At 62.3% G+C, this 21,577-nt stretch carries 22 protein-coding genes; 12 read left to right on the top strand and 10 right to left on the bottom strand.

The annotated features are described in order from the left end of the window. Positions 1-84: 84 nt before the first annotated feature. From QTL96_RS19300 to QTL96_RS19320, 5 genes are all read right to left on the bottom strand, one after another. Positions 85-690: a PRC-barrel domain-containing protein gene (locus QTL96_RS19300; protein WP_209232795.1), complete on the bottom strand. Its 606-nt coding sequence runs from the start codon at positions 688-690 to the stop codon at positions 85-87. Between the two features lie 256 nt (positions 691-946). Beyond that, positions 947-1,834: an SMP-30/gluconolactonase/LRE family protein gene (locus QTL96_RS19305; protein ID WP_289728782.1), complete on the bottom strand. Its 888-nt coding sequence runs from the start codon at positions 1,832-1,834 to the stop codon at positions 947-949. A 4-nt stretch (positions 1,835-1,838) separates the two neighbouring features. Then, positions 1,839-2,471, bottom strand: coding sequence for a 2-dehydro-3-deoxy-6-phosphogalactonate aldolase (locus QTL96_RS19310; RefSeq protein WP_289728783.1), 633 nt, complete (start codon positions 2,469-2,471; stop codon positions 1,839-1,841). A 24-nt stretch (positions 2,472-2,495) separates the two neighbouring features. Next, on the bottom strand, positions 2,496-3,413 hold the full coding sequence (locus QTL96_RS19315) for a 2-dehydro-3-deoxygalactonokinase (RefSeq protein WP_289728784.1): 918 nt from the start codon (positions 3,411-3,413) through the stop codon (positions 2,496-2,498). After that, positions 3,413-4,183: an SDR family oxidoreductase gene (locus tag QTL96_RS19320; protein ID WP_289728785.1), complete on the bottom strand. Its 771-nt coding sequence runs from the start codon at positions 4,181-4,183 to the stop codon at positions 3,413-3,415. Before QTL96_RS19320 ends, QTL96_RS19315 begins: the two co-directional genes overlap by 1 nt. 96 nt (positions 4,184-4,279) lie before the next feature. Here QTL96_RS19320 and QTL96_RS19325 point away from each other — a divergent pair, with 96 nt between their 5' ends. The 11 genes from QTL96_RS19325 (at position 4,280) to QTL96_RS19375 (ending at position 15,416) form a co-directional block, all read left to right on the top strand. Beyond that, positions 4,280-5,092 carry an IclR family transcriptional regulator gene (locus QTL96_RS19325; RefSeq protein ID WP_289728786.1) on the top strand — a complete coding sequence of 271 codons (813 nt, stop codon included), beginning with the start codon at positions 4,280-4,282 and terminating at the stop codon, positions 5,090-5,092. A 239-nt stretch (positions 5,093-5,331) separates the two neighbouring features. Beyond that, positions 5,332-6,066, top strand: a complete 735-nt coding sequence (locus QTL96_RS19330) for an autoinducer binding domain-containing protein (protein ID WP_112944529.1) — start codon at positions 5,332-5,334, stop codon at positions 6,064-6,066. A gap of 513 nt (positions 6,067-6,579) precedes the next feature. Further along, complete coding sequence (gene apbC, locus QTL96_RS19335) at positions 6,580-7,761, top strand: iron-sulfur cluster carrier protein ApbC (protein ID WP_289728787.1); 1,182 nt, start codon at positions 6,580-6,582, stop codon at positions 7,759-7,761. Between the two features lie 417 nt (positions 7,762-8,178). Next, positions 8,179-9,156, top strand: a complete 978-nt coding sequence (gene corA, locus QTL96_RS19340) for a magnesium/cobalt transporter CorA (protein ID WP_289728788.1) — start codon at positions 8,179-8,181, stop codon at positions 9,154-9,156. An 18-nt stretch (positions 9,157-9,174) separates the two neighbouring features. Then, complete coding sequence (locus tag QTL96_RS19345; RefSeq protein ID WP_018898614.1) at positions 9,175-11,073, top strand: potassium transporter Kup; 1,899 nt, start codon at positions 9,175-9,177, stop codon at positions 11,071-11,073. Between the two features lie 302 nt (positions 11,074-11,375). Further along, positions 11,376-12,452: a cell wall hydrolase gene (locus tag QTL96_RS19350; RefSeq protein WP_289728789.1), complete on the top strand. Its 1,077-nt coding sequence runs from the start codon at positions 11,376-11,378 to the stop codon at positions 12,450-12,452. 282 nt (positions 12,453-12,734) lie between these two features. Beyond that, a complete protein-coding gene (locus QTL96_RS19355) occupies positions 12,735-13,079 on the top strand; it encodes a F0F1 ATP synthase assembly protein (protein ID WP_018898616.1) in 345 nt (114 codons plus the stop codon). Between the two features lie 75 nt (positions 13,080-13,154). After that, on the top strand, positions 13,155-13,907 hold the full coding sequence (locus tag QTL96_RS19360) for a F0F1 ATP synthase subunit A (RefSeq protein WP_018898617.1): 753 nt from the start codon (positions 13,155-13,157) through the stop codon (positions 13,905-13,907). Between the two features lie 69 nt (positions 13,908-13,976). Beyond that, positions 13,977-14,204, top strand: coding sequence for a F0F1 ATP synthase subunit C (locus tag QTL96_RS19365; RefSeq protein ID WP_015338972.1), 228 nt, complete (start codon positions 13,977-13,979; stop codon positions 14,202-14,204). A gap of 78 nt (positions 14,205-14,282) precedes the next feature. Further along, positions 14,283-14,921 (top strand): F0F1 ATP synthase subunit B, encoded by a 639-nt coding sequence (locus QTL96_RS19370; protein WP_018898618.1) that lies wholly within the window; start codon positions 14,283-14,285, stop codon positions 14,919-14,921. 3 nt (positions 14,922-14,924) lie between these two features. Then, a complete protein-coding gene (locus QTL96_RS19375) occupies positions 14,925-15,416 on the top strand; it encodes a F0F1 ATP synthase subunit B (protein ID WP_289728790.1) in 492 nt (163 codons plus the stop codon). A gap of 99 nt (positions 15,417-15,515) precedes the next feature. Here the strand turns inward: QTL96_RS19375 and QTL96_RS19380 are convergent, their stop codons facing one another. Both QTL96_RS19380 and QTL96_RS19385 read right to left on the bottom strand, forming a co-directional pair. Next, a complete protein-coding gene (locus tag QTL96_RS19380; protein WP_289728791.1) occupies positions 15,516-16,187 on the bottom strand; it encodes a ribonuclease HII in 672 nt (223 codons plus the stop codon). A gap of 165 nt (positions 16,188-16,352) precedes the next feature. Then, the gene (locus QTL96_RS19385; protein WP_289728792.1) at positions 16,353-17,510 is read right to left on the bottom strand and encodes a PA0069 family radical SAM protein; all 1,158 of its coding nucleotides are present in this window, start codon (positions 17,508-17,510) and stop codon (positions 16,353-16,355) included. 141 nt (positions 17,511-17,651) lie between these two features. On the opposite strand from QTL96_RS19385, the gene QTL96_RS19390 reads away from it, so the two are divergent. Then, positions 17,652-18,170 (top strand): glycosyl transferase, encoded by a 519-nt coding sequence (locus QTL96_RS19390; protein WP_289728793.1) that lies wholly within the window; start codon positions 17,652-17,654, stop codon positions 18,168-18,170. Positions 18,171-18,174: 4 nt separating this feature from the next. Here the strand turns inward: QTL96_RS19390 and moaB are convergent, their stop codons facing one another. From moaB to QTL96_RS19405, 3 genes are read right to left on the bottom strand one after another with little or no spacing between them, the layout of a single operon-like run. After that, positions 18,175-18,720 carry a molybdenum cofactor biosynthesis protein B gene (moaB, locus tag QTL96_RS19395; RefSeq protein ID WP_289728794.1) on the bottom strand — a complete coding sequence of 182 codons (546 nt, stop codon included), beginning with the start codon at positions 18,718-18,720 and terminating at the stop codon, positions 18,175-18,177. Beyond that, the gene (locus QTL96_RS19400) at positions 18,707-19,618 is read right to left on the bottom strand and encodes a 4-(cytidine 5'-diphospho)-2-C-methyl-D-erythritol kinase (protein WP_289728795.1); all 912 of its coding nucleotides are present in this window, start codon (positions 19,616-19,618) and stop codon (positions 18,707-18,709) included. Before QTL96_RS19400 ends, moaB begins: the two co-directional genes overlap by 14 nt. Before the next feature lie 6 nt (positions 19,619-19,624). Beyond that, positions 19,625-21,457, bottom strand: coding sequence for a tetratricopeptide repeat protein (locus QTL96_RS19405; RefSeq protein WP_289728796.1), 1,833 nt, complete (start codon positions 21,455-21,457; stop codon positions 19,625-19,627). Positions 21,458-21,577: the final 120 nt, after the last annotated feature.

Raw genomic sequence — 21,577 nt, forward strand, 5'->3', positions numbered from 1 at the left:
AACGATCTCCACATACCACAAAAGCCGATGGCGCCCTCTCGGACGCCATCGGTTACGCATGCACTGCGACCAACGATGCAGTGTTTACTTGGCTGTCGTGGAGCCGGTTGCGGTGTTGTCCATCGCGCCCGGAGCCGGGGCCTTTTCAGCCGACTGCATCTGCAGCGTCTTGAATTCCGGCGCTGCCTTCAGCGTTTCGGCCGTTTCCGAGGTCGTCAGCTTGACGCTGCCATCAGTCGTGTTCTGGGCCACGGTGATCTTTTCCATCGGCACGGCGACGTTCTTTTCGCCGATGCCAAGGAAGCCGCCGACACCGATCACGGCTGCGACGAGGCCGCCATCCTTCTTCATGATCAGGTCGTTGACGTTACCGATGCTTTCGTTCGTGCCGTTATAGACGGCCTGACCGATATAGGTGTTGGCACTGACCTGGTCCGCGGACTGCTCCGTCAGATAGGTGCCACCGCCCGCCTGTGCGGTATCGGTGGTGGCGGCCGGTGCGGGCGCCTGAGCGGCATCACCTGCCGGCTTCATGGCATCCGGCTTCGGCGCTGCCGGGTCGGCCGGTGCCGACATGGACGGTGCGCTCGGCGAGGCCGGCTGGGTCGCGCTCTGCGAGAAAGCGACCGGTGCGAAGGCCGTGGCAAACAGGGCGCCAGCGGCAACGGTGGTGAGAAGTTTGCGTGTCATATCGTACCTACTTTCAGTGTCCTTGGGTGATCTCTGGCCGCGCTTTTCTCTTCTAGCGAGAGCTGTATCAGCTCGGCCGGTTCGTGAAGTAAATGAATGGGTTGGCTAATGGTTCCCAGAAAAATACACGCAGAAACTGACGGAATTTTCGGAACTTTTCAGGCGCCGGGACTGCGCGAGTGCAAGATCATCGCTCGCTCGCAACGCAAAAGGGCGCCCCGAGGGACGCCCTTTAAAACAAATCCTGGAAGATGCCTTAGAGAATGTAGGCCGCGTCGAAAACGCCACGGACGCTCACACCGAGCTCAAGCAGGGCGCCCGCATCCGGCTGATTGGCGCGGGCTGCGTCGTCGAGGCCTTCCCAGGCGGTGGTGACCGCCAGCCGGTCCGCATCCGGGCCGATGAAGGCAGGGCAGGAGGGCTGTGCAGCGGGCACCTTGTAGCGGGCGATGCGCAGGCCGTCGGGGCTGTAGCGATCGACAGTGCCGGCACCCCAGCGTGCGTTCCAGATATAGCCGTCGGCATCGACCACGGAGCCGTCGATCCCGCCGTCTTCCTCCATGCTGTCGACAAGCACAATCGGCTCGCCGGTCGGCAGGCCGGTCTCGCGATCGACCATCACCCGCATCAGCCGGCTGAGATGCGTATCGGTGAAGTAGCCGACCGAGCCATCGGGCGAAAAGCAGATCGAGTTCGGAATGGTGATGCCGCCGAAGAGCTTCGTCACCTTGCCGCGCGCCACATGATAGATCGCGCCGGCCTGGGTTTCGGCCCGCTTGCTCATCGTGCTGATCCACAGGCTGCCCGAGGGATGCATGCGCCCGTCATTGGAACGGTTTTCCGGACGGTCGTTTTCGAGTGCCGCGTAAAATGTCAGGCCGCCGCTTTCGATATCGCGCACGAACAGGCCCTGCTCGGTCGCGAGCAGCTGCCGCTTGGCGTCGATCCGCGCCAGCACGCTCGCCATCACAGGCAGCGCGTGCACCTTCTTCTCTTCGGTCGAGAGGTTCAGCTCGTGCAATTCCTTGCCGAGAATGTTGAACCACCAGATGGTATTGGTATCGGGATCGTAGGTCGGTCCTTCGCCCAGCACCGAATTGGTGCTGGAAAGGGTCCGCCCCGCGAACTCATGAATGTCGGTCATACGCTCAAGCTCCCACTGCTGCGTCGTATGCGTAAATGGTTGCCTTGGCGCGCTCGGCAACCTCGGCGACAGTCATTCCCGGCTTGTAGATGCTCGTTCCGAGACCGAAGGCGAGGATTCCGGCCTTGGTGTATTCAGCGAAATTCTTGTCCGACACGCCGCCGACGGCCGCGATCGTCAGCTCCGGCGGCAGGATGGCGCGGATCGCCGTGATGCCGGATGGGCCGAGCACGCTGGCCGGGAAGAATTTCAGGCCCGTGGCGCCGGCGCGCGCCGCGGCAAGCGCTTCCGTGGGCGTGAAGACGCCGGGCATCGTCACCATCCCGTAGTCGCGGGCGCGGATGATCACGTCTGGCTCGACATTCGGCGTCACCAGCAGCTTGCCGCCGGCGTTGTGGAGATTATCCACCGCCTCGGTGGTCAAAACGGTGCCGGCACCGATCAGCACGTCGGCGGGCGCCATCTTGGCGGCGATCTCGATCGACTTGAACGGCTCGGGCGAATTCAACGGGATCTCGATCGCGGTCAGGCCGTTCTCGATCAGCGCGCCGACGACGCCTTCAATTTCCTCTGGCTTGATGCCACGCAGGATGGCGATCAGCGGGCGCTTCATGGCGGGGAAGGGGATGCGGTTCATCGCTCTGTTCTTTCTTGATTGGTCTTAATTGGGCCAGATGGCGTTTGCGGCGGCCGAAAGGCCGGCAAGTACCGCCGTATCGGCATCGATGGTCGTGACATTGAGGGAAAGCGCCTTGAAAGCGGTCTCGTAAAGCTTCTGCAGGCGGCCGGAAGCGACGAGCGCGATCGGCGTGTCGTTGGCGGCGTCGGCCAGCGCGCCAGAAATCTCCAGGCCGATCAGCGTGCCCGAAATCCGCGCCTGCGCCGCCGATGCGGTCATGCCGTGCAGCAGCTGGCCGGAGCGGGCCGTGAACAACAGATTGGTCGCCATCTGCGGCTGGCGGAAAGCGGTCGAGACCGATGCCTTGAAGGCGGAATTGTCCGCCGGCGATTGCTCGGCGCCATCAACCGCATGCGACAGGATCGTGTGCTTGGTGATCGCGTCGAACAGCTCGCCCGTCATGAAGGTGGAGAAGCCGATGACTTCGCCCTCCTGCACATGCACCCACTTGGAATGCGTTCCGGGCATGCAGACGGCCTGCGCGCCCGTGCTGTCTGGGCCAAGCGCGCCCAAGAGTTGGGTCTCTTCACCGCGCATGACATCGGGCGATGCCCGGTCGCGCTGGGCAAGGCCGGGCAGGATGCGGATGTCACGGCTCTGGCCGGGTACAGGCACGGCGCCGGTCAGGATCGCCGACAGCGAGGTGGGGACGTCGACATAGCCGGCCTCGACCCAGCCCTGCTTGGCGCCGGCCATGCCGCAGACGATGGCGGGGATATTATCCGGCGCCCCGACCTTGGCCAGATGCTTGGCCAGCACCTCGGCGAAACCGGTCTTGGCCGCCGTCGTCATGCCCTCGTCGCTGCGGCTTTCATCAAGCACGCTACCATCGCTGCCGATCAGCCACAGCCGAAAGCTGCTCGTGCCCCAGTCGACCGCGATATATCGGGGTGTTGCCATCAGAAAATGCCTCCATCGACAATAAGGGACTGCGCCGTCACTGCGGAGGCGCCGTCGGATGCTAGAAACAGACAGGGTCCGACAATGGCGTCGGCCTGCAAAACGCGTTTGATGCACTGCCGCTCGATCATGCCGGCAATGCCTTCTTCGGTGAGCCACAGCTTCATCTGCCGCTCGGTGACGATCATGCCCGGCAGGATGCAGTTGACGCGGATATTGTCTGGGCCGAGCTTGCCCGCCAGGCTCTTCGTCAGCCCGATGATCGCCGCCTTCGCCGTCGTGTAGGCCGGGAAGTCGGGCATGTTGAGCATGAAGGCGATCGACGACATGTTGATGATCGCCCCGCCGCCGGCCTCGCGCATCGACGGCGCCACAGCCTGCGCCGCAAAGAACACGTGCCGCAGATTGGTCGCCTGGTTGTTGTCCCAGTATTCCGGCGTCACCTGATCGAAATCATGCCGGTCGTCGCGCGCCGCGTTGTTGACGAGAACGCTGATCGGCCCGGAATGGGCGACGATCGCCTCGGCCGTCTCACGGATCGCCGCGACATCGCGCAGGTCGGCATGGTGGAAGCGCACCGGGTGTAGGCTGTCGCGTGACAGGCGGTCGACCAGCGCGTGGCTCTCTTGCTCGGCGATGTCGATGAAGGAGACCTTGGCGCCTTGGCGCGCGAAACCTTCGACGATCGCAGCACCTATGCCGGAGCCGCCGCCGGTCACCACCACGCTTCGGTCCCTGAATTCGGGATATTGCGCTCCAAGCTCCGCCACCACTATCCTCCCGATAGTTCCATTATTCAGAACTCAATTTGACTATATGGAATTATCGGATTAGCTTTGGGTCTCTGTCAAGGCATGAGGGCCAGCATGGGCGCGACTGATGGCGACATCATGGATAAAAACGAGGCGACGGACAAACGCGAGACCGGCACGCTCGGCAAGCTGATGGTGCTGCTCGATATCGTGACGCACGCCGACAGCCCGATGCGTTTTACCGATATTCTCGCGGTCGCCGGCCAGCCGCGCGGCACCCTGCATCGCCAGCTTGGCCATCTCACCGAGGAAGGCCTGCTGGAAGTGCTGGCAGACGGCCGCTATGCACCCGGTCTGCGCCTCCTCGATCTCGCCTCGCGCAGCTGGGCGCGCAACGAATTCCGGCTAATCGCCGAGCCGCATCTGAACGCCCTGCAGCAGCTGACCGGCGAGACCGTGCATCTCGGCGTCCTGCGCGGCGCCTCCGTCATCTATCTCGACAAGGTCGAGGGTAGCCAGCCGGTCCGGATGTACTCGCAAATCGGTAATGCCTCGCCCATCTATTGCACAGGTGTCGGAAAGGCGGCGCTCTCGGCGCTGCCGGACGATCGGCTGGACGCGATCATATCAAGCGTATCGTTCCAGCACTTTACCGAAAACACGCTGACGCCGGAGACGCTGCGCCGCGAGTTCGCCGACATTCGTCGCTCGGGCAATGCCTTCGACCGCGAGGAACACGAGGTCGGCATCCGCTGCGTGGCCGCCCCCGTGTTCTCCGAGGACCTGTCCTTCGTCGGCGGTGTTTCGGTGACCGGGCCGGCCTATCGGCTGACCTTCGAGCGATTGGAGGAGTGGGCGTTGCCGGTTCGCCGGGCTGCCCAGAGCATCATGAACGGCATGCGGATCGGCCTTGGCCCGCGCCGCTAGAGCCCCAGCAATTTGCGAATTGTCAAATCTGCACGCGCTTCGTCACCTTTCGTACAGAAATATGCTCATTTTCCGGTAGTGGACGTATTGTGATTTTGTGAAGAATCGTCACAATTGCCAGTTGTCAACCCCAAGTCTTGGGGTGTAGTGCCGTAGGCTATATTGACGGCGATGCCGCCGTCGGCGTGCGATCCAAGCACGTCACTTACGACGTTCCTGATTTTTTTTGAGCTGATGACATGATGAACCCTTTGCCGCACCAGACTTCCGTGAACGTGTACGTAAATGAGGTATCTGGATTAAACACCCAGTTCGATATCTTTCGTTTCATGAAGAGGCTGACGGAAGCCTACCGGGTTCGCGCCTTCATGGTGCTCAATCTCCCCTCGGCCACCGCACGCGATCTGCAGAGCAACACTGTCATCACCAACTGGCCGGCCGAACTGCTCTCGGCCTATGATCATGAGGCGCTGCTCACGAACAGTCCGATTGTTCGCAAGCTGCGATCGTCGACGGTTCCGTTCTTTAGCGACCTGTCGAAGTCGAAGCTGGAACGTTCGGACGGCAAGTCGAACCTCGTCGTGGCCTTGTTCGAGCGTTTCCGCATGATGCGCTGTGCCTATTTCCCGACGCACGATCCCTCCGGCGCCCGCGGCGCGGTCTCCTTCGCCGGCGATCGTGAGCCCTTCGCGCCCGAGGAGATGCTGGAGCTCCACTATATCTCCACGCACGTATTCGACAGGCTGGCCGAGATCCGCGCGCTCGACAACAGGGTCGTCGATGCCCTGACCGACCGCGAGATCGATTGTCTCAACTGGACCGCCGCCGGCAAGACCAGCGTCGAGATCGCCGATATCCTTGGCTTGTCCGAGCATACGGTCAATCACTACCTCAACCGCGCCACCAAGAAGCTCGACACGGTCAACCGCACCCAGGCGGTTGCCAAGGCATTGCGCATCGGCCTGATCAAGTAACTGCCCAAATCCTGTGCGCTATTGTCGCACCAGCCTAAAAATTGCGCCAGGACGTGAGCGCTGCGCGGTTCTTCAGCTAGCGTTGCCGCCGAATTCGTCGCCATTTCGGTTTGGCACGCTTCATGCTTCTCTATTGCCAGCGGTCCAGAGGGGACTTGGCAACGACGCCATAAAAGGCGCGACCTTCAACCCGCCGTTCGGTGCCGGCACCTGTGCTTGCTGGACATCGAGCGGCGGTTTGTTGTTTTTGGGATACGCCTCCCTGTCCATAAGCGCGAGCTGATGCATTTTTCCCTCAATTCTGACTGGTCTTTCCCAATCGACGCCCTAGAAACCCCTTATCCACTTGGGTGACCGTTGTGCCATCAGGGCGAAAGCCCGGCGGACTTGATGGCTCAGCGGTCTCCTTTGGAAACTCCCCCTCGTTTCGCAGCTATTGGTATCCGCCGATTTTGTTTGGCGAACACTTCGCGCTCCTCTATCTACAGAGCCAGATAAGGGTGTGAGGACGATATGACTGAAGTCACCAAGGAACAGGTGCTGGAAACGCTGGCAACGGTGCGCGGCCCCGATCTCGAACATAACATTGTCGAGCTCGGCATGGTCTCCGATGTGTTCATCTCGGATGGCAAGGTCTACTTCTCCATCACCGTTCCTGCCGAGCGCGCCAAGGAGCTGGAGCCGCTGCGGCTCGCCGCCGAGCGCGTCATCAAGGAAATGCCGGGCGTCAAGGGCGCCCTGGTCGCGCTGACCGCCGACAAGAAGGGCGCGCCATCTGGCGCTGCCGCCTCCCGCACGCCGCCGCAGGCTGGTCACGGTCATGCCGGCCATGGTCATGCCGGCCATGGTCATGAAGGTCACTCGCATGCCCAGGCGCAGCAGCGCGCCGGCAAGATCGGCGTGCCCGGGATCGGCGCCATCGTCGCGGTCGCCTCCGGCAAGGGCGGCGTCGGCAAGTCCACCACATCGGTCAACCTCGCGCTCGGCCTGCAGGCAAACGGCCTGCGCGTCGGCATTCTCGACGCCGATATTTACGGCCCCTCCATGCCGCGCCTCCTGCAGATTTCCGGCCGCCCGACACAGACTGATGGCCGCATCATCAATCCCATGGAGAATTACGGCCTGAAGGTCATGTCGATGGGCTTCCTCGTTGATGAGGAAACCGCGATGATCTGGCGCGGTCCGATGGTGCAGTCGGCGCTGATGCAGATGCTGCGCGAAGTCGCCTGGGGCGAGCTCGATGTTCTCGTCGTCGACATGCCGCCCGGCACCGGCGACGCGCAGCTGACCATGGCCCAGCAGGTACCGCTCGCCGGCGCCGTCATCGTCTCGACGCCGCAGGACCTGGCGCTCATCGATGCGCGCAAGGGGCTGAACATGTTCAAGAAGGTGGAAGTGCCGGTTCTCGGCATCGTCGAGAACATGAGCTACTTCATCGCCCCCGATACCGGCGCGCGCTACGATATCTTCGGCCATGGCGGCGCCCGCGCCGAAGCCGAGCGCATCGGCGTCCCTTTCCTCGGCGAAGTGCCGCTGACGATCAATATCCGCGAAGCCTCCGACGCCGGCACGCCGCTCGTCGCCAGCGAGCCGAACGGCATCGTCGCCGGCATCTACCGCGACATCGCTGCAAAGGTCTGGGCGCAGCTCGAGCAGAAGCCGCAGCGCGCCGCTCCCGCGATCGTATTTGAGTGATGTGTGCCGTTTCGGACCGCGCGGCTAGACTCCCAATTGCGGGCAAAATGTGATCAAACAACGCAGTTCACGTAAGATGTCTTGATTCTTGCGTGGGTTTCCGTCATATGGCGCGCCGTCGCCATGAGGGCGGCGTGTGCGAATGCTCGATGATAGCCAGCCCTGCAGCGGCGAATGCCAGCTGCATATTCGGAGTTCTCTTGTCGATCGAAGGATTGGTGACTGCGATGCGGTTGAGCATAGTGCATACCCGAGCTTCGGCCGGCTATGACGGGATATTGATGAACATTCTTCAGCCGCTTTCGCTAATCTCGAAGACTTGCAGCTTGAGCGCCGCTTTTTCAGGCGCTTCGCGGAAGGTTTTTTGATGCGAACGGCGATGGCCCTCACAGCCCTGGATCACGGGAGAAGTGCCCGGTGATCACTGCCTATTGCTCCAATTGCCAATCGGTCGAGCTCGGTGATCTCACCAAGGTCGAGACCATGCGCGACGATATCGTCTGGATCGACATGATCGAGCCGACGCGCGAGGAAGAGGCCTATGTCGAGAAGGCGCTCGGCATCGAAGTGCCGACCCGCGAAGACCTCAAGGACATCGAGCCCTCAGCCCGTCTCTATACCGAAGGCGATGCCGTCTTCATGACCGCCTCCCTGGTATGGAAGGCCGAGACCGATGCGCCGGTCCTGACCGATGTCGCCTTCATCCTCGCCGGCAAGCGGCTCATCACCATCCGCTACGCCCAGCCCAAATCCTTCGCGCTCTTTATCGCAGCCCTTCACCGCATTCCCGCCCACTGGCGCAACGGCGCCTCGCTGCTGGCCAAGCTGTTCGAGACCATCATCGATCGCACGGCGGAAATTCTCGAAAACTCGGTCGCCCGCATCGATATCCTCTCGACCCACGTCTTCGGCGATCGCGCCAAGAAGGTCCGCAAGCCCTCGAACTATCTCGAGGAGAAGCTGCGCGATATCGCCGCCCATCAGCGCCTCGTCAGCAAGGTGCGTGACAGCCTGGCCTCCATGTCGCGGCTGATGACCTTCTTCTACAATGTCCCTGCCGTCCAGCAGGACCGTGCCACCAAGGAACTCTGCCGCACCGTCTCGCGCGATATCCAGTCGCTGAACGAGCACTCGTCCTATATCGCCGGCAACATCACCTTCCTGCTCGATGCATCGCTGGGTCTGATCAACATCGAGCAGAACTCGATCATCAAGATTTTCTCGATCGCATCGGTGGTCTTCTTGCCGCCGACGCTGGTCGCCTCCATCTATGGTATGAATTTTGAATTCATGCCGGAACTGCATTTCGCCCAGGGCTATCCCTATTCGCTCGGGCTGATGCTGGTTTCCGCCGTAATCCCCTTCTTCTTCTTCCGTTGGAAAGGCTGGCTCTGAAGAGCCTGTTTTTGTTTCATGTCCGCAGACAGCCATTCACACGACCAGAACATGAGCCCGCGCAAGCTCTTCTATCTTGCGCTAGGTTCTGTCGGCGTCGTCTACGGTGATATCGGTACCAGCCCGCTTTACGCGTTTCGCGAAGCGCTGAAGCCCGTCGCCGCCGATGGCCTCACCCGTTTCGAGGTCATCAGCGTCGTCTCGCTGATGATCTGGGCGCTGACCATCATCGTCACCATCAAGTACGTGCTGCTTCTCTTGCGCGCCGACAACGAAGGCGAGGGCGGCACGCTGTCGCTGCTGGCGCTTCTGCTGAAGACCGCCAACGGCCACACCGCGCTTCTGATGATGCTCGGCCTCGTCGGCGCCGCACTCTTCCTCGGCGACGCGATGATCACGCCGGCGCTGTCGGTTCTGTCGGCCGTAGAAGGTCTGAAGCTCGTCGCACCGCAGCTGAGCAGCTACATCGTGCCGATCTCGGTCGCCATCCTCGCCGTCCTCTTTGCCGTGCAGTCGCGCGGCACCGGAACGATGGCGCGCTATTTCGGACCGATCACCGCGCTCTGGTTCATCGTGCTCGCCGTCGTTGGCATCTCGCACATCTCGGATGATTTCGGCATCCTCGCCGCCTTCAATCCCTATTATGCCGTGAGCTTCCTCATGCATGAGGGCTTCTTCGGCGTGATCGTGCTCGGCGCCGTGTTCCTGACGCTGACGGGCGCCGAAGCGCTCTATGCCGACCTCGGCCATTTCGGCCGCCGCCCGATCCAGTGGGCATGGTTCGTGCTGGTCTTCCCGGCGCTGACGCTGAACTATCTCGGCCAGGGCGCGCTGGTGCTCGGCAACCCGCATGCCATGTCGGACCCCTTCTACCTGATGTTCCCGAAGTGGGCGCTGCTACCGGCCGTTATCTTGGCCACCGCCGCCACCATCATCGCCAGCCAGGCGGTCATCACCGGCGCGTTCTCGCTGATCCGTCAGGCGATCAACCTCGGCTTCCTGCCGCGCATGGAAATCCTTTTCACCTCGGAAACCAACACCGGGCAGATCTTCGTGCCCTCGGTCAATCTGTTGCTGTTCCTGGGCGTGATCTTCCTGGTCATCTCCTTCGGCTCGTCGGATTCGCTGTCGACGGCCTATGGTATCTCCGTCACCGGCGCCATGGTCGTGACCTCCATCATGGCCTTCGAGTTCGTCCGCGTCCGCTGGAACTGGTCGGTGCTGACGGCAACCGCCGTGCTGGCGCCGCTCTTCGTGCTGGAAATGATCTTCCTCGGCGCCAACCTCATCAAGATCCACGATGGCGGCTACATCCCTGTCTTGATCGCCACCGCCTTCGTCGTCGTCATGTGGACATGGCGTCGCGGCTCGGCGCTTCTGATGGAAAAGACCCGCCACACGGATATCCCGCTGGCTTCGTTCATTTCTTCGATCGAGCGCAAGAGCGATCACTCGCCGGCCCATGTGCCCGGCACCGCGATCTTCCTTACCAGCGATCCGGAATCCGCACCCGCGGCACTGCTTCACAATCTGAAGCACAACCACGTCCTGCACGACAAGAACGTGATCCTGACGATCCGCACGGTCAACAAGCCGCGCGTGCCGAGCGCCGATCGCTACAAGGTCGAGCAGATTTCAGAGCGCTTCTCGCGCGTCGAGCTGCTGTTCGGCTTCATGGAATCGCAGAACGTCTCGCAGGCGCTGGCGACGCTGCGCAAGACCGGGCTGAAGTTCGACATCATGTCGACCTCCTTCTATCTCGGCCGCCGCAAGCTGGTGCCGGATGCGAAATCGGGCATGCCCTATTGGCAGGACCGCCTCTACATCGCGCTCGCCAACGCCGCCGCCAACCCGTCGGATTACTTCCGCCTGCCGGCCAACCGCGTGGTCGAACTCGGCTCGCACGTCATCATCTGACGTGGCACTGCATTCTCCAAAAGCCCGGCCCTCGCGCCGGGCTTTTGCGTTTCAGGCTCTATAAGCAAATGCTGTATCAATTGGGGGCGGCGTATTAACCAAGCATCAAGGTTAATGAGACATTTTTATCGGCATGTTCATGCGTTCCATGCCGGAGTCTGGTGTTGCGTCGAAATAGTCGTGTCCCTGGCAAATCACGCACCCCTGGTGCGTCGCGCCGCTTCGATAAGCTGCGCCCTTTGCTGCAAAGATGGAGTTCCCCCGCGCTCTTCGGCGTCTGCGCGTGGCTGGTGTTTCCCACCATGGCCTCGCATGCCGATCTGGCGGCACTTCTGGCTGGCCTCGATCAGGGCCGCGAGAACTGGCGCATGGTGCTGACCAACTCGCCCGCCGGCTCCATCCATCAGGCCGAGCTCGCCTTTGCCGATCCAAGTGTCACGGGCGCGATCGCATCCGGCGCCGGCATGGTGCTGCCCGATGGCCGCAAGGTCGCCTTCACTGCCGAGAACAAGGGCCACGAAGACACGCCCGATGAGGATCGCGTCAACCGCGCCACCAAGAAGGGCAGGGTGGTCGCCGTCGAGCGCGTGCAGCCGCCGAAGGATTTCTCCGCCGGCTCGATCCTGCAGCGGACCCGTCTTCTGTTCCAGCCGACCTTCAATCTGAAGGACAAGTCGGCCTTCGTGAAGCCGAAGATCCGCGGCAAGGAAATCGAGATCGCCACCAATTTCTATCGCAAGCAGCCGCCGAAGCCCGCAGCCGACATCTCGCCGATGCTGGCCGATCTCGTCACCAGCAACAAGTCCGACGTGCTCGCCACCGCCTTCGCCCCCGCCGCTCCCGATTATGCTCGCCAGTCCCCCTTCGATTCGATCCTGACCGACAAGGCCGACAACGGCCGTTTCGTGCCGCAGATCGGGCCTAAGGATCACGCCTGGGCCGCGAGCATCCTGCCGGCCAGCGTCTTTTCACCCGCCGAGCAGCAGTGTCTCGCATCAGGCATCTATTTCGAGGCGCGTGGTGAAACCGTGAAGGGCCAGGCGGCCGTCGCCCAGGTCATCCTCAACCGCGTGCGCAACCCGGCCTATCCGAAGACCATCTGCGGCGTCGTCTACCAGAACGAGGATTGGCGCAACCGCTGCCAGTTCTCCTTCGCCTGCGACAACATCAAGGACCGCGTGAACTCGCAGGCCCATTGGAGAATCGCCCGCGATGTGGCGATGGCCGTCACCGCCGGCCGCATCTGGCTTCCCCAGGTTGGCTCCGCGACCCATTACCACGCCGTCTACGTCCGTCCGAAATGGGCAAAGACCATGGAAAAGGTCGGCCGCATCGGTCTCCATGTCTTCTACCGCACCTATGGCGGCGGCTGGAGCTGACAAAAACCCGGTAAAAGCCGCGTTTTCGCGCCTTAAAGCCCCCTTGGCGCGCGGATTCTTTCCCCCGATTCCGCCGCAGCCCGCCGGTATCGGTCTAAGCTTATGTTTTTGATCGCTTATTTTATGGCTGGACATCGGCCTGCTACGCCTTGACTATGGATTTTGCTAAAACTATGTTGCGCGCGACTTCAAAGCGGGCCGGAAGGTTCTTCAGCCTTGGGGTCGTTGTCCGGTAAACCGGGGTAGCGGCATAGCGGACGGCGGCAGGCGGAGGAGAGCATGATGGCGGATGACCGCGAGGAGAGTCTGGAAAAGCGCCGTGCGCAACTGGGAGCGGAACTCGCGACCAAGCGCATCGAGGCGGGGAAGGACGAGGCCGACGAGGCCCGCGCCGAGGTAAGCCGCAAGGGCTACGCCCAGGCGATGAAGCTTTCGAGCGAGTTCATTTCCGCAGTCGTGGTCGGCGCTGTCCTGGGCTATCTCTTCGACCGTTTTGTCGGCACTGCGCCTTGGGGATTGATCGTACTTCTTCTTCTTGGATTTGGTGCCGGCGTGCTGAACGTGATGCGCGCTGCGGGCAAGGTTGCGAAACCTGATCTCGATATGCGCGAAAGCGACCGGAAATAGGGCGGAACGTTCAGGCGTTCGATCCAGTGCAATAATCCCGTCTCGTGCGGGTATAAGATATAGAGAGAACAAGCGGTGTCTAACGATCCGACTCATCAGTTCCTGATCCAGAAGATTGTGCCGATCGAAATCGGCGGGATTGATTTCTCGTTTACGAACGCCTCGCTGTTCATGGCGGCTTCCGCTGCCGTGGCCGCCGGCTTCCTCTATTTCTCGACGTCGAACCGCGCCATCGTGCCGGGCCGCTCGCAGTCGGTCGCCGAAATGTCCTACGAGTTCATCGCGGGAATGCTGAAGGAAGGCGCCGGATCCAAGGGGATGAAGTTCTTCCCGCTGGTCTTCTCGCTCTTCATGTTCGTGCTGACCGCAAACCTGCTCGGCATGTTCCCATACTTCTTCACCATCACCAGCCAGATCATCGTCACCTTTGCGCTGGCGCTGCTCGTCATCGGCACGGTTCTGGTCTACGGCTTCTACAAGCACGGCTTCCACTTCCTGAATGTCTTCGTGCCTCAGGGCGTTCCCGGCATCTTGCTGCCGCTGGTCGTCGCCATCGAAATCATCTCGTTCCTGTCGCGTCCGATTTCGCTCTCCGTTCGTCTCTTCGCCAACATGCTGGCTGGTCACATCACCCTTAAAGTGTTCGCGGGCTTCGTTGCCTCGCTTGGAGCCATGGGTGCTGTTGGTATCGGCGGCGCCGTTCTTCCCCTCATCATGACCGTCGCCCTGACGGGTCTCGAGTTCCTCGTCGCCTTCCTCCAGGCTTACGTCTTTGCGGTACTGACTTGCATGTACCTCAACGACGCGATCCATCCGGGTGGCCACTAAGGGATACCGACATTGACGTCCGTGGGCGTCAGTCAATTCGCCGCAACAACCATTTCAAAGGAGTACAACATGGACGCGGAAGCAGCAAAATTCATCGGTGCAGGCCTCGCTTGCTTTGGTATGGCCGGTACGGCTCTCGGCCTCGGCAACATCTTCGGCAGCTACCTGTCGGGCGCCCTGCGCAACCCGTCTGCCGCTGACAGCCAGTTCGGCCGTCTGGTATTCGGCTTCGCCGTTACGGAAGCTCTGGGCATCTTCTCGCTGCTCGTCGCTCTCCTTCTGCTGTTCGCCGTTTAATTTCGGCGCACTGAGGGATCACGGCCTGCGAACAGCGAGCCGTGATCCTTTGTATTTGCAGTACACCTGGAGGTGAGCATGTTTTTTGTGACCCCGGCTTACGCTGAAGAAGCCCCGGCGGGAACCGCAGAAACTGGTGCAGCGACCGGTACAGACGCGCATGCTGCCCCGGCCGCAGGCGAGGTTCATACCGAGACCGGCGTGCCAGCCGAACACCATGGCGGTGTTTTCCCGCCTTTCGATACTTCGACGTATGCGTCCCAGCTGCTCTGGCTGGCGATTACCTTCGTCATTTTCTTCGTGCTCATGCAAAAGGTCATTGCACCGCGCATCGGCGGTATCCTCGAGCAGCGCCACACGCGCATCGCCCAGGACCTCGATGAGGCTGCACGCCTGAAGGCGCAGGCAGACGCAGACGTTGCTGCCTACGAAGCCGAACTCGCAGAAGCCCGCGCCAAGTCGAACGCAATCGGCACGGCAGCGCGCGACGCCGCCAAGCTCAAGGCCGAGGCCGACCGCCGCGCGGTTGAAGCCGCTCTGGGCGAAAAATTGAAGGCTGCCGAAGGCCACATCGCCGATATCAAGGCGAAGGCATTCGCGGATGTCGGCACGATCGCCGAGGAAACGGCAAAGGCTGTCGTCGAGCAGCTGATCGGTGGCACCGCCACCAAGGCTGAAGTCACGTCCGCCGTCACCGCGGCCAAGAAGGGAGCTTGATCGATGGAATTTGCACTGGACGCAACATTCTTCGCATTCGTCGGTCTCGTCCTGTTCCTGGCACTGATCGTCTACCTCAAGGTTCCCGACATGATGGCGACGTCGCTCGACGACCGCGCCGATCAGATCCGCAACGAGCTCTCGGAAGCCAAGCGCCTGCGTGAAGAGGCCCAGCACCTGCTGGCCGAATATCAGCGCAAGCGCAAGGAAGCCGAAGCGGAAGCTGCCCATATCTTGGCAGCCGCCGAGCGCGAAGCGGAAATGTTCACCGCCGAAGCCAAGAAGAAGACCGAGGAATTCGTTGCCAACCGCACCGCGGTTTCGGAAGCGAAGATCAAGCAGGCCGAAGCCGATGCGATGAAGGCGGTTCGTTCCGCAGCCGTCGACCTCGCCATCGCCGCCGCTGAAACGGTTCTCGTCAAGAAGGCCGATGCCAAGGTTCAGTCCGAACTCTTCGGCAACGCCCTTGGCCAGGTAAAGACCCGCCTCAACTGAGATCGGTCCTATCGCATTTCAAAGCCCCGGTTCGCCGGGGCTTTTTGCGTTTTGGGGATGTTGTTCGCGGTAACGCTGAAACGACGTGCGAGGTGTCGCCTACTCGCCGTCGGTCACCAGGAACTGCTTGAGCCGCCCGAAGCTCATCCGATGCAGCGGGCAGGGGCCATGGCTGTCGATGCCCGCACGGTGGCGCGCGGTGCCGTAGCCGGCATGCGCGGCGAAGCCATAGGCGGGGAAGATCAGGTCGGCGCGCGTCATCATCCGGTCGCGCGTGACCTTGGCGACGATGGAGGCGGCCGCGATCGACACGGATCGGGCATCGCCCTTGACGACGGCCTGGCCGGGGCACTCGAGCCCGGGAGGCACGTCCAGCCCGTCGGTCAGCACATAGCTTGGCCGGATGGAGAGGCTGAGGATCGCGCGGCGCATGGCGTCGAGGCTCGCCTTGCGTATATCCGTCTCGTCGATGCGGCGCGAGCTGGACGAGGCGATCGCGACGGTCGCGGTGGCAAGGATCTGCTCGAACAGCTCTTCCCGCCTCTGCGCGGAAAGCTGCTTGGAATCGTTCAGGCCATCGGGGATGCGCTTCGGGTCGAGAATGACGGCGGCGGCGACTACAGGCCCCGCGAGTGGCCCGCGTCCCGCCTCATCGGCGCCGGCAACAGGCCAGTAGCCGGCCTTGCGCGCCTTCAGCTCCAGCCGGAAATCCGGAAGCAGCGGGACATCTTCGAAAAGCATGGGAGAATCGGGTGGCGTGCGACGTTTCATGCGGCTGAACTTCGCACGCCAACCCGATTTCCTGCAAGTCCCCGGATCAGGGCGGCGGGCCGGGGACTTGAGAACGGAAGGCCAGGGTCAGCCGTCCGTAAGGGAATGTCAGAGCATGTCGCGCAAAAGTGTGCAGCGGTTTTGCGACAACGACATGCTGCAAAACTAGAGCAGCGACAGCTGCACGCCGCTGCCGTTGGGCGGTACAAAGAGGTCGTCGCGCAGCGGCATGCTGCGGCGGGTCATGCCGAGCCGCTTGGTGGCCATCTCGAAGCGCCGGGCGATCTGCCAGGCATAGGGACCGGCACCCTTCATACGCTTGCTGAAATCGGCGTCGTAATCCTTGCCGCCGCGCATCGAGCGCACCAGCGACATGACGTGCCGGTAACGATCAGGATAGTGCTGCAGCAGCCAGTCGCGAAACAGCGGCGAGACTTCCAGCGGCAGTCGCAGGATTACATAGCCTGCCTCCGTGGCGCCGGCGGCATGCGCTGCATCGAGCACGCGCTCGATCTCATGGTCGTTCAGCGCTGGAATGACCGGTGCCATCATCATCGATGTGCGGATGCCGGCGTCGCTCAGCGCCTTCAGCGCATCGAGCCGCTTCGACGGGGTCGAGGCGCGCGGCTCCATCGTCCGCGCCAGCTTGCGGTCCAGTGTCGTCACCGACAGCGAGGCGCGCACCAGGTTCTTCTCCGCCATGCGCTGCAGGATATCGAGATCGCGCAGGATGAGTGCCGACTTGGTGACGATGGAGACAGGATGGTTTGCCCGCTCCAGTACCTCGAGGATATCCCGCATGATCCGCCATTCCTTCTCGATCGGCTGATACGGATCCGTGTTGGTGCCGATCGCGATCACCCGCGGCTTGTAGCCGGGCTTGGCGAGCTCGCGCTCCAGGAGCTTCGCCGCATCCGGTTTGGCAAACAGCCTGGCTTCGAAATCTAGCCCTGCAGACAGGCCCATATAGGCGTGCGTGGGCCGCGCGAAGCAATAGATGCAGCCGTGCTCGCAGCCGCGATAGGGATTGATCGAACGGTCGAACGGGATATCCGGCGATTCATTGCGGGTGATTGCCGTGCGCGGCTTTTCGATCTGCACCTCGGTCTTGAACGGCGGCAGCTCTTCCAGCGTCTGCCAGCCATCGTCGAAGCCTTCACGGCTCTGTGGCTCGAAGCGCCCGCTCGGGTTCAATCCCGCACCGCGGCCACGCCGGCGGTCGACCTCGATCCTGAGGCCGGAAGAAACGATCATCGCGTCGGCAATATCCGCCGTGTTGGCAGGCGCGAATGCGGCCTGCCCTGCAAGGGACTGTTCGTTCATCGGGTTTCTCCGTCGATGGAAGACTCGTCGTCCCCATCCGTTCTGGTGATTAAATTCCTATCGCTGAAATGAGAACAATGCAAGAACAAATTTGGAAAACTGTCGCTGGTAATGTTTTGTGCGTCGCACTATAAATGAGCAATGTTGACTGTCGTATTGGAATGCCGGGATCAGGAACCTGAGCTGGCGCAGACATTATCGGTGTTGGTTGCTGGTGCCGTGGAAGGGCTGGTGAGCGATGTGGTCGTGCTCGACCACGGCTCGCGCGATGGCTCGTCCAAGGTCGCGGACGCCGTCGGCTGCCGCTTCCATCAGCATTGGGATATCAAGGACATACTGCGCTCGGCGCGCGGCGAATGGCTGTTGTTCGTCGAGCCCGGCGCCCGCCCGCAGAGCGGCTGGATCGACGAGATCGCCGAATATGTGGCGCTGAACAAGCTGCCCGCCCGTTTCACCGCCTCGCGTGGCTATCGCCGGCCTTTCTATCAGCGCCTGCGCCGTCTGGCGCCGCTGGAGCTAGGCCTGTTGCTGCCGAAAAAACACGCGCTGGCGACGGCGCGCAGCGGCATGCAGCTGGCGGAATTCGTCAAGGGGCAGAAGCTGCGCAAGCTATCGGCCGAGCTTATCCCGTCCTGGGTGGCGCGTTCGGCGCGGAACTAGTTTTTTAGGCGCCGCGCTTCAGGTGCTCGTCGAGCCTGGGCATGATTTCCACGAAGTTGCACGGCATGTGGCGATAATCGAACTGCGCCTTCAAGATGCCATCCCACGCGTCCTTGCAGGCGCCGGGCGATCCGGGCAGCACGAAGACGAAGGTCGTGCCGATCAGCCCCGCCGTCGCGCGCGACTGCACGGTCGACGTGCCGATCTTGTCCTGCGAGATCCGGTGGAAGACGGCCGAAAAGCCATCCATGCGCTTGTCGAATAGCGGCTCCAGCGCCTCGGGCGTCACGTCGCGGCCGGTAAAGCCGGTTCCGCCGGTGGTAATGATCACGTCGACGTCCGATTGCGCGGTCCAGGCCTGCACCTGCGCGGCGATCGCCTGCCGGTCGTCGGGCGCGATGGCGCGTGCGATGAGTCGGTGCCCGGCCTCCGAGATGCGCGCCGCCAGCGTATCGCCGGAGCGATCGTCGGCGGGGGTGCGCGTGTCTGAAACCGTCAGCACGGCAAATCCCACTGGAATGAACGGACGCGTGTCGTCAACGCCTGTCATCATCGTCTCCCGCCAATGTTTCGGTCGCCTCGAAATACCAGTCCGGCCGCTTGTCGTGAAGCGCACGCGCGGCAGCCTTCGCCTCGTCCATGTTGGCGAATATGCCGAAGCACGTCGCGCCAGAGCCCGACATCCGCACGAAGAGCGCGCCTTGATCGGAGAGCATATCGGAGATCTCGCCGATCTCAGGCAGCAGTGCACGGGCCGGTGGTTCGAGATCGTTGCGCATGGCGCGTATGGCGTCGAGCCAGGAAAGGCCTGGTGCCATCGCAAGCGCGCCATTCGTCTTCGTCGCCAGCCGGCGGAACACATCTGGCGTCGAAACACCTTTCAGCGGATTGGCGAGCACCATGGGAAAGGCAGGCAAGTCGCGCACCGTCTCGATCCGCTCGCCGATCCCGCGCGCAATCAGCGGCCGGCTCGCAAGGCACATCGGCACATCAGCGCCGAGCTTGATGGCGATGGCGTCGATGGTCGCGGCGGGCAGGGGAGTGCCCCAGAGCCGCATCAGCCCGCGCAGTGCCGCCGCCGCATCCGCCGAGCCGCCGCCGATGCCTGAGGCAATCGGCAAATCCTTGCGCAGGTGGATGCTGACGGGCGGCGCGGTACCGCCAACGTCAAGGACGGCAAGACGCAACGCATCGCGCGCCTTCAGCACGAGATTGGTGCCGCCATCACCAGTAAGCGCGTCGCCGAAGCGGCCGGAGATATGAAACTCGTCGGCATCCGCAGGCGCAAAGTCCAGCCGGTCGCCCGAGCGCGTGAACGTCACCAGCATTTCGAGCAGATGATAGCCGTCGTCTCTCTGGCCCGTCACATGCAGGGCCAGATTGATCTTGGCAAAGGCATCCTCGCTGATCGCAACGCCGTCGGCGAAGCCGAAGCCGGTGTCAGCCATGGATGATCAGGTCTTCTTGTCGGCCGGCTTCGGGTCGACAGGGGCCGGATCGGGCATCTTCTTGTCGACGGTCTTGGCGTCGTCGGTCACCGCAGGCAAGCCGTTGGCGATCTTGTCCTTGATCTTCGGGATTTCGGCGGCCTCGGGCTCCGAACCCAGTGCCCGGTTCCACTGGTAGACGGCTTCGAGCTTGCGCCCGACGCGCCAGTAGGCATCGCCCAGATGGTCGTTGATCGTCGCGTCGCCGGCCTTGATCTGTGCCGCGCGCTCCAGCTCTTCGGTGGCGTCGTCGAACTTGCCGAGACGGAAATAGGCCCAGCCGAGCGAATCGATGATGTAGCCATCGTCGGGACGCAGATCGACGGCCTTCTTGATCATCTCAAGACCCTCGTCGAGGTTCTTGTTCATGTCGATCCAGGAATAACCGAGATAGTTCAAGACCTGCGGCTGGTTCGGGTTCAGCTCAAGCGCCTTGCGGAAGCTCGGCTCGGCCTTGTCCCACTGCTTCAGCCGCTCATAGGCGATGCCGCGCTGGAAGAACACCGTCCAGGTGTTCTTGCCCGGCAGCGGCCCGATCACATCGACAGCCTTGTCGTAGTTCTCGGCCATCGCCTTGTAGTCCTTGGCGTCGGAAAGAACGCTGCCATAGGCGAGGTAGCTGCGGATATCCTTCGGATCCGACTGGATCAGCCCCTGCAGATGCGCACGGGCTTCATCGACCTTGCCGCCTTCGGCCAGCGCCAGGCCGAGCTGCAGCTCGGAGATGCGGCTCATCGGCGAATTGTCGGGCACTTCCTTGTAGAGCGCGATGGCGCGGTCCAGCTGGTTCTGCTTCTCGGCAAGGCCGCCGAGCATGACCAGCGCATCGGCGCTGTCAGGATCGAGCGCGCGGGCTATCTGCAGGTAGAGCGAGACGATGTCTTCAGCCCCATCACGGTTCAGCGCGCCGGCAAAGGAAAACAGCACGCCGGCCGCACCCTGCTTGGCGGTGGTGATCTGCTGCACCTGCTTTTCGTCTTTGGTGATGCTCTGGCGCAGCGCGTTGAGCGGCGCGTAGTTGGGCAGCAGGTTGTCGCCGACCGAAACCGTGTCGAGCGCCTTCTGCTTATTGCCCTGCGTGGCTTCCAGGCGAGCCAGCGCCATGATGGCGCGCATGAAGGTATCGGGAGCAGTGGCAGCGCCATCCTTGTCGAGCACGGCGTCGTTCAGGTGCTTGCGCGCCGAGCGCACGTCGCCGTTGACGATCGCGATCGCGCCGGCATTGTAGTTCTGGAAGATGGCGAGCCATTCCGGCCCCTTCAGCTTCTCGACCTGCGACAGCGCATCCTTGCCCTTGCCGGCGCCAAGTCGCGCCCAGGCGGCCATCAGGTCGTTCATGACACGGTCGAGATCGGTCGGGCCGGTGGTCTTCAGCGCGCTCTCGGCGGTCTTGTATTCGCCGCGGCGGATCGCATCGGCGCCGCGCACGATGGTCGAGAGGCGCTCGATGCTCGGATCGTTCTTCAATTCGTTGGCGTAGCGCACGCTGTCCTTGATGTCGCCGTTGAGCAGCAGCGAGATCATCAGGCGCTGGCGGATCTCCGGATTGCCGGGCTCGATCTGCAGCGCCTTCTTGTAGAGCTCGATCGCCGTTTCGTAATCGTGGTCGACATCGGCGGTGCGGGCGGCAAGCAATGCGCCGGAGAAGGTGTTGACGCTATCAGGATCGAAGATCACGGTCGCGCTGGCGTCGTCCTTCTTGGCCGCGTCTTCGGCATTGGCGCCGCCGAGCACGCTCAGCGACAGAACTGCCGCAAGCGACGCGCTCGAAAGAAGACGTATGGCAAATTTCCGCCGCATTAGAAAACCTTTCGTGAGAACAGCCCACCAGCGTCGACTGCAAAATCAGTTGAGAAGACTGATTCACGACAGGATGGCTTTTTTGAAGCGACCCCGCAAGAAAATCAGCCTTTGACCAAT

This window comes from Rhizobium sp. S163 (genome assembly GCF_030380805.1).
GTDB lineage: Bacteria > Pseudomonadota > Alphaproteobacteria > Rhizobiales > Rhizobiaceae > Rhizobium.

Excerpts from the sequence above, each read along its gene's own strand:
- QTL96_RS19380 (WP_289728791.1), bottom strand. The coding sequence starts at position 16,187 with ATGAAACGTCGCACGCCACCCGATTCTCCCATGCTTTTCGAAGATGTC.
- QTL96_RS19390 (WP_289728793.1), top strand. The coding sequence starts at position 17,652 with ATGTTGACTGTCGTATTGGAATGCCGGGATCAGGAACCTGAGCTGGCG.
- moaB (WP_289728794.1), bottom strand. The coding sequence starts at position 18,720 with ATGACAGGCGTTGACGACACGCGTCCGTTCATTCCAGTGGGATTTGCC.
- QTL96_RS19345 (WP_018898614.1), top strand. The coding sequence starts at position 9,175 with ATGTCCGCAGACAGCCATTCACACGACCAGAACATGAGCCCGCGCAAG.
- QTL96_RS19325 (WP_289728786.1), top strand. The coding sequence starts at position 4,280 with ATGGGCGCGACTGATGGCGACATCATGGATAAAAACGAGGCGACGGAC.
- QTL96_RS19330 (WP_112944529.1), top strand. The coding sequence starts at position 5,332 with ATGATGAACCCTTTGCCGCACCAGACTTCCGTGAACGTGTACGTAAAT.
- QTL96_RS19305 (WP_289728782.1), bottom strand. The coding sequence starts at position 1,834 with ATGACCGACATTCATGAGTTCGCGGGGCGGACCCTTTCCAGCACCAAT.
- apbC (WP_289728787.1), top strand. The coding sequence starts at position 6,580 with ATGACTGAAGTCACCAAGGAACAGGTGCTGGAAACGCTGGCAACGGTG.
- QTL96_RS19405 (WP_289728796.1), bottom strand. The coding sequence starts at position 21,457 with ATGCGGCGGAAATTTGCCATACGTCTTCTTTCGAGCGCGTCGCTTGCG.
- QTL96_RS19400 (WP_289728795.1), bottom strand. The coding sequence starts at position 19,618 with ATGGCTGACACCGGCTTCGGCTTCGCCGACGGCGTTGCGATCAGCGAG.
- QTL96_RS19350 (WP_289728789.1), top strand. The coding sequence starts at position 11,376 with ATGGCCTCGCATGCCGATCTGGCGGCACTTCTGGCTGGCCTCGATCAG.
- QTL96_RS19370 (WP_018898618.1), top strand. The coding sequence starts at position 14,283 with ATGTTTTTTGTGACCCCGGCTTACGCTGAAGAAGCCCCGGCGGGAACC.
- QTL96_RS19310 (WP_289728783.1), bottom strand. The coding sequence starts at position 2,471 with ATGAACCGCATCCCCTTCCCCGCCATGAAGCGCCCGCTGATCGCCATC.
- QTL96_RS19300 (WP_209232795.1), bottom strand. The coding sequence starts at position 690 with ATGACACGCAAACTTCTCACCACCGTTGCCGCTGGCGCCCTGTTTGCC.
- QTL96_RS19365 (WP_015338972.1), top strand. The coding sequence starts at position 13,977 with ATGGACGCGGAAGCAGCAAAATTCATCGGTGCAGGCCTCGCTTGCTTT.
- QTL96_RS19375 (WP_289728790.1), top strand. The coding sequence starts at position 14,925 with ATGGAATTTGCACTGGACGCAACATTCTTCGCATTCGTCGGTCTCGTC.
- QTL96_RS19355 (WP_018898616.1), top strand. The coding sequence starts at position 12,735 with ATGGCGGATGACCGCGAGGAGAGTCTGGAAAAGCGCCGTGCGCAACTG.
- QTL96_RS19315 (WP_289728784.1), bottom strand. The coding sequence starts at position 3,413 with ATGGCAACACCCCGATATATCGCGGTCGACTGGGGCACGAGCAGCTTT.
- QTL96_RS19385 (WP_289728792.1), bottom strand. The coding sequence starts at position 17,510 with ATGAACGAACAGTCCCTTGCAGGGCAGGCCGCATTCGCGCCTGCCAAC.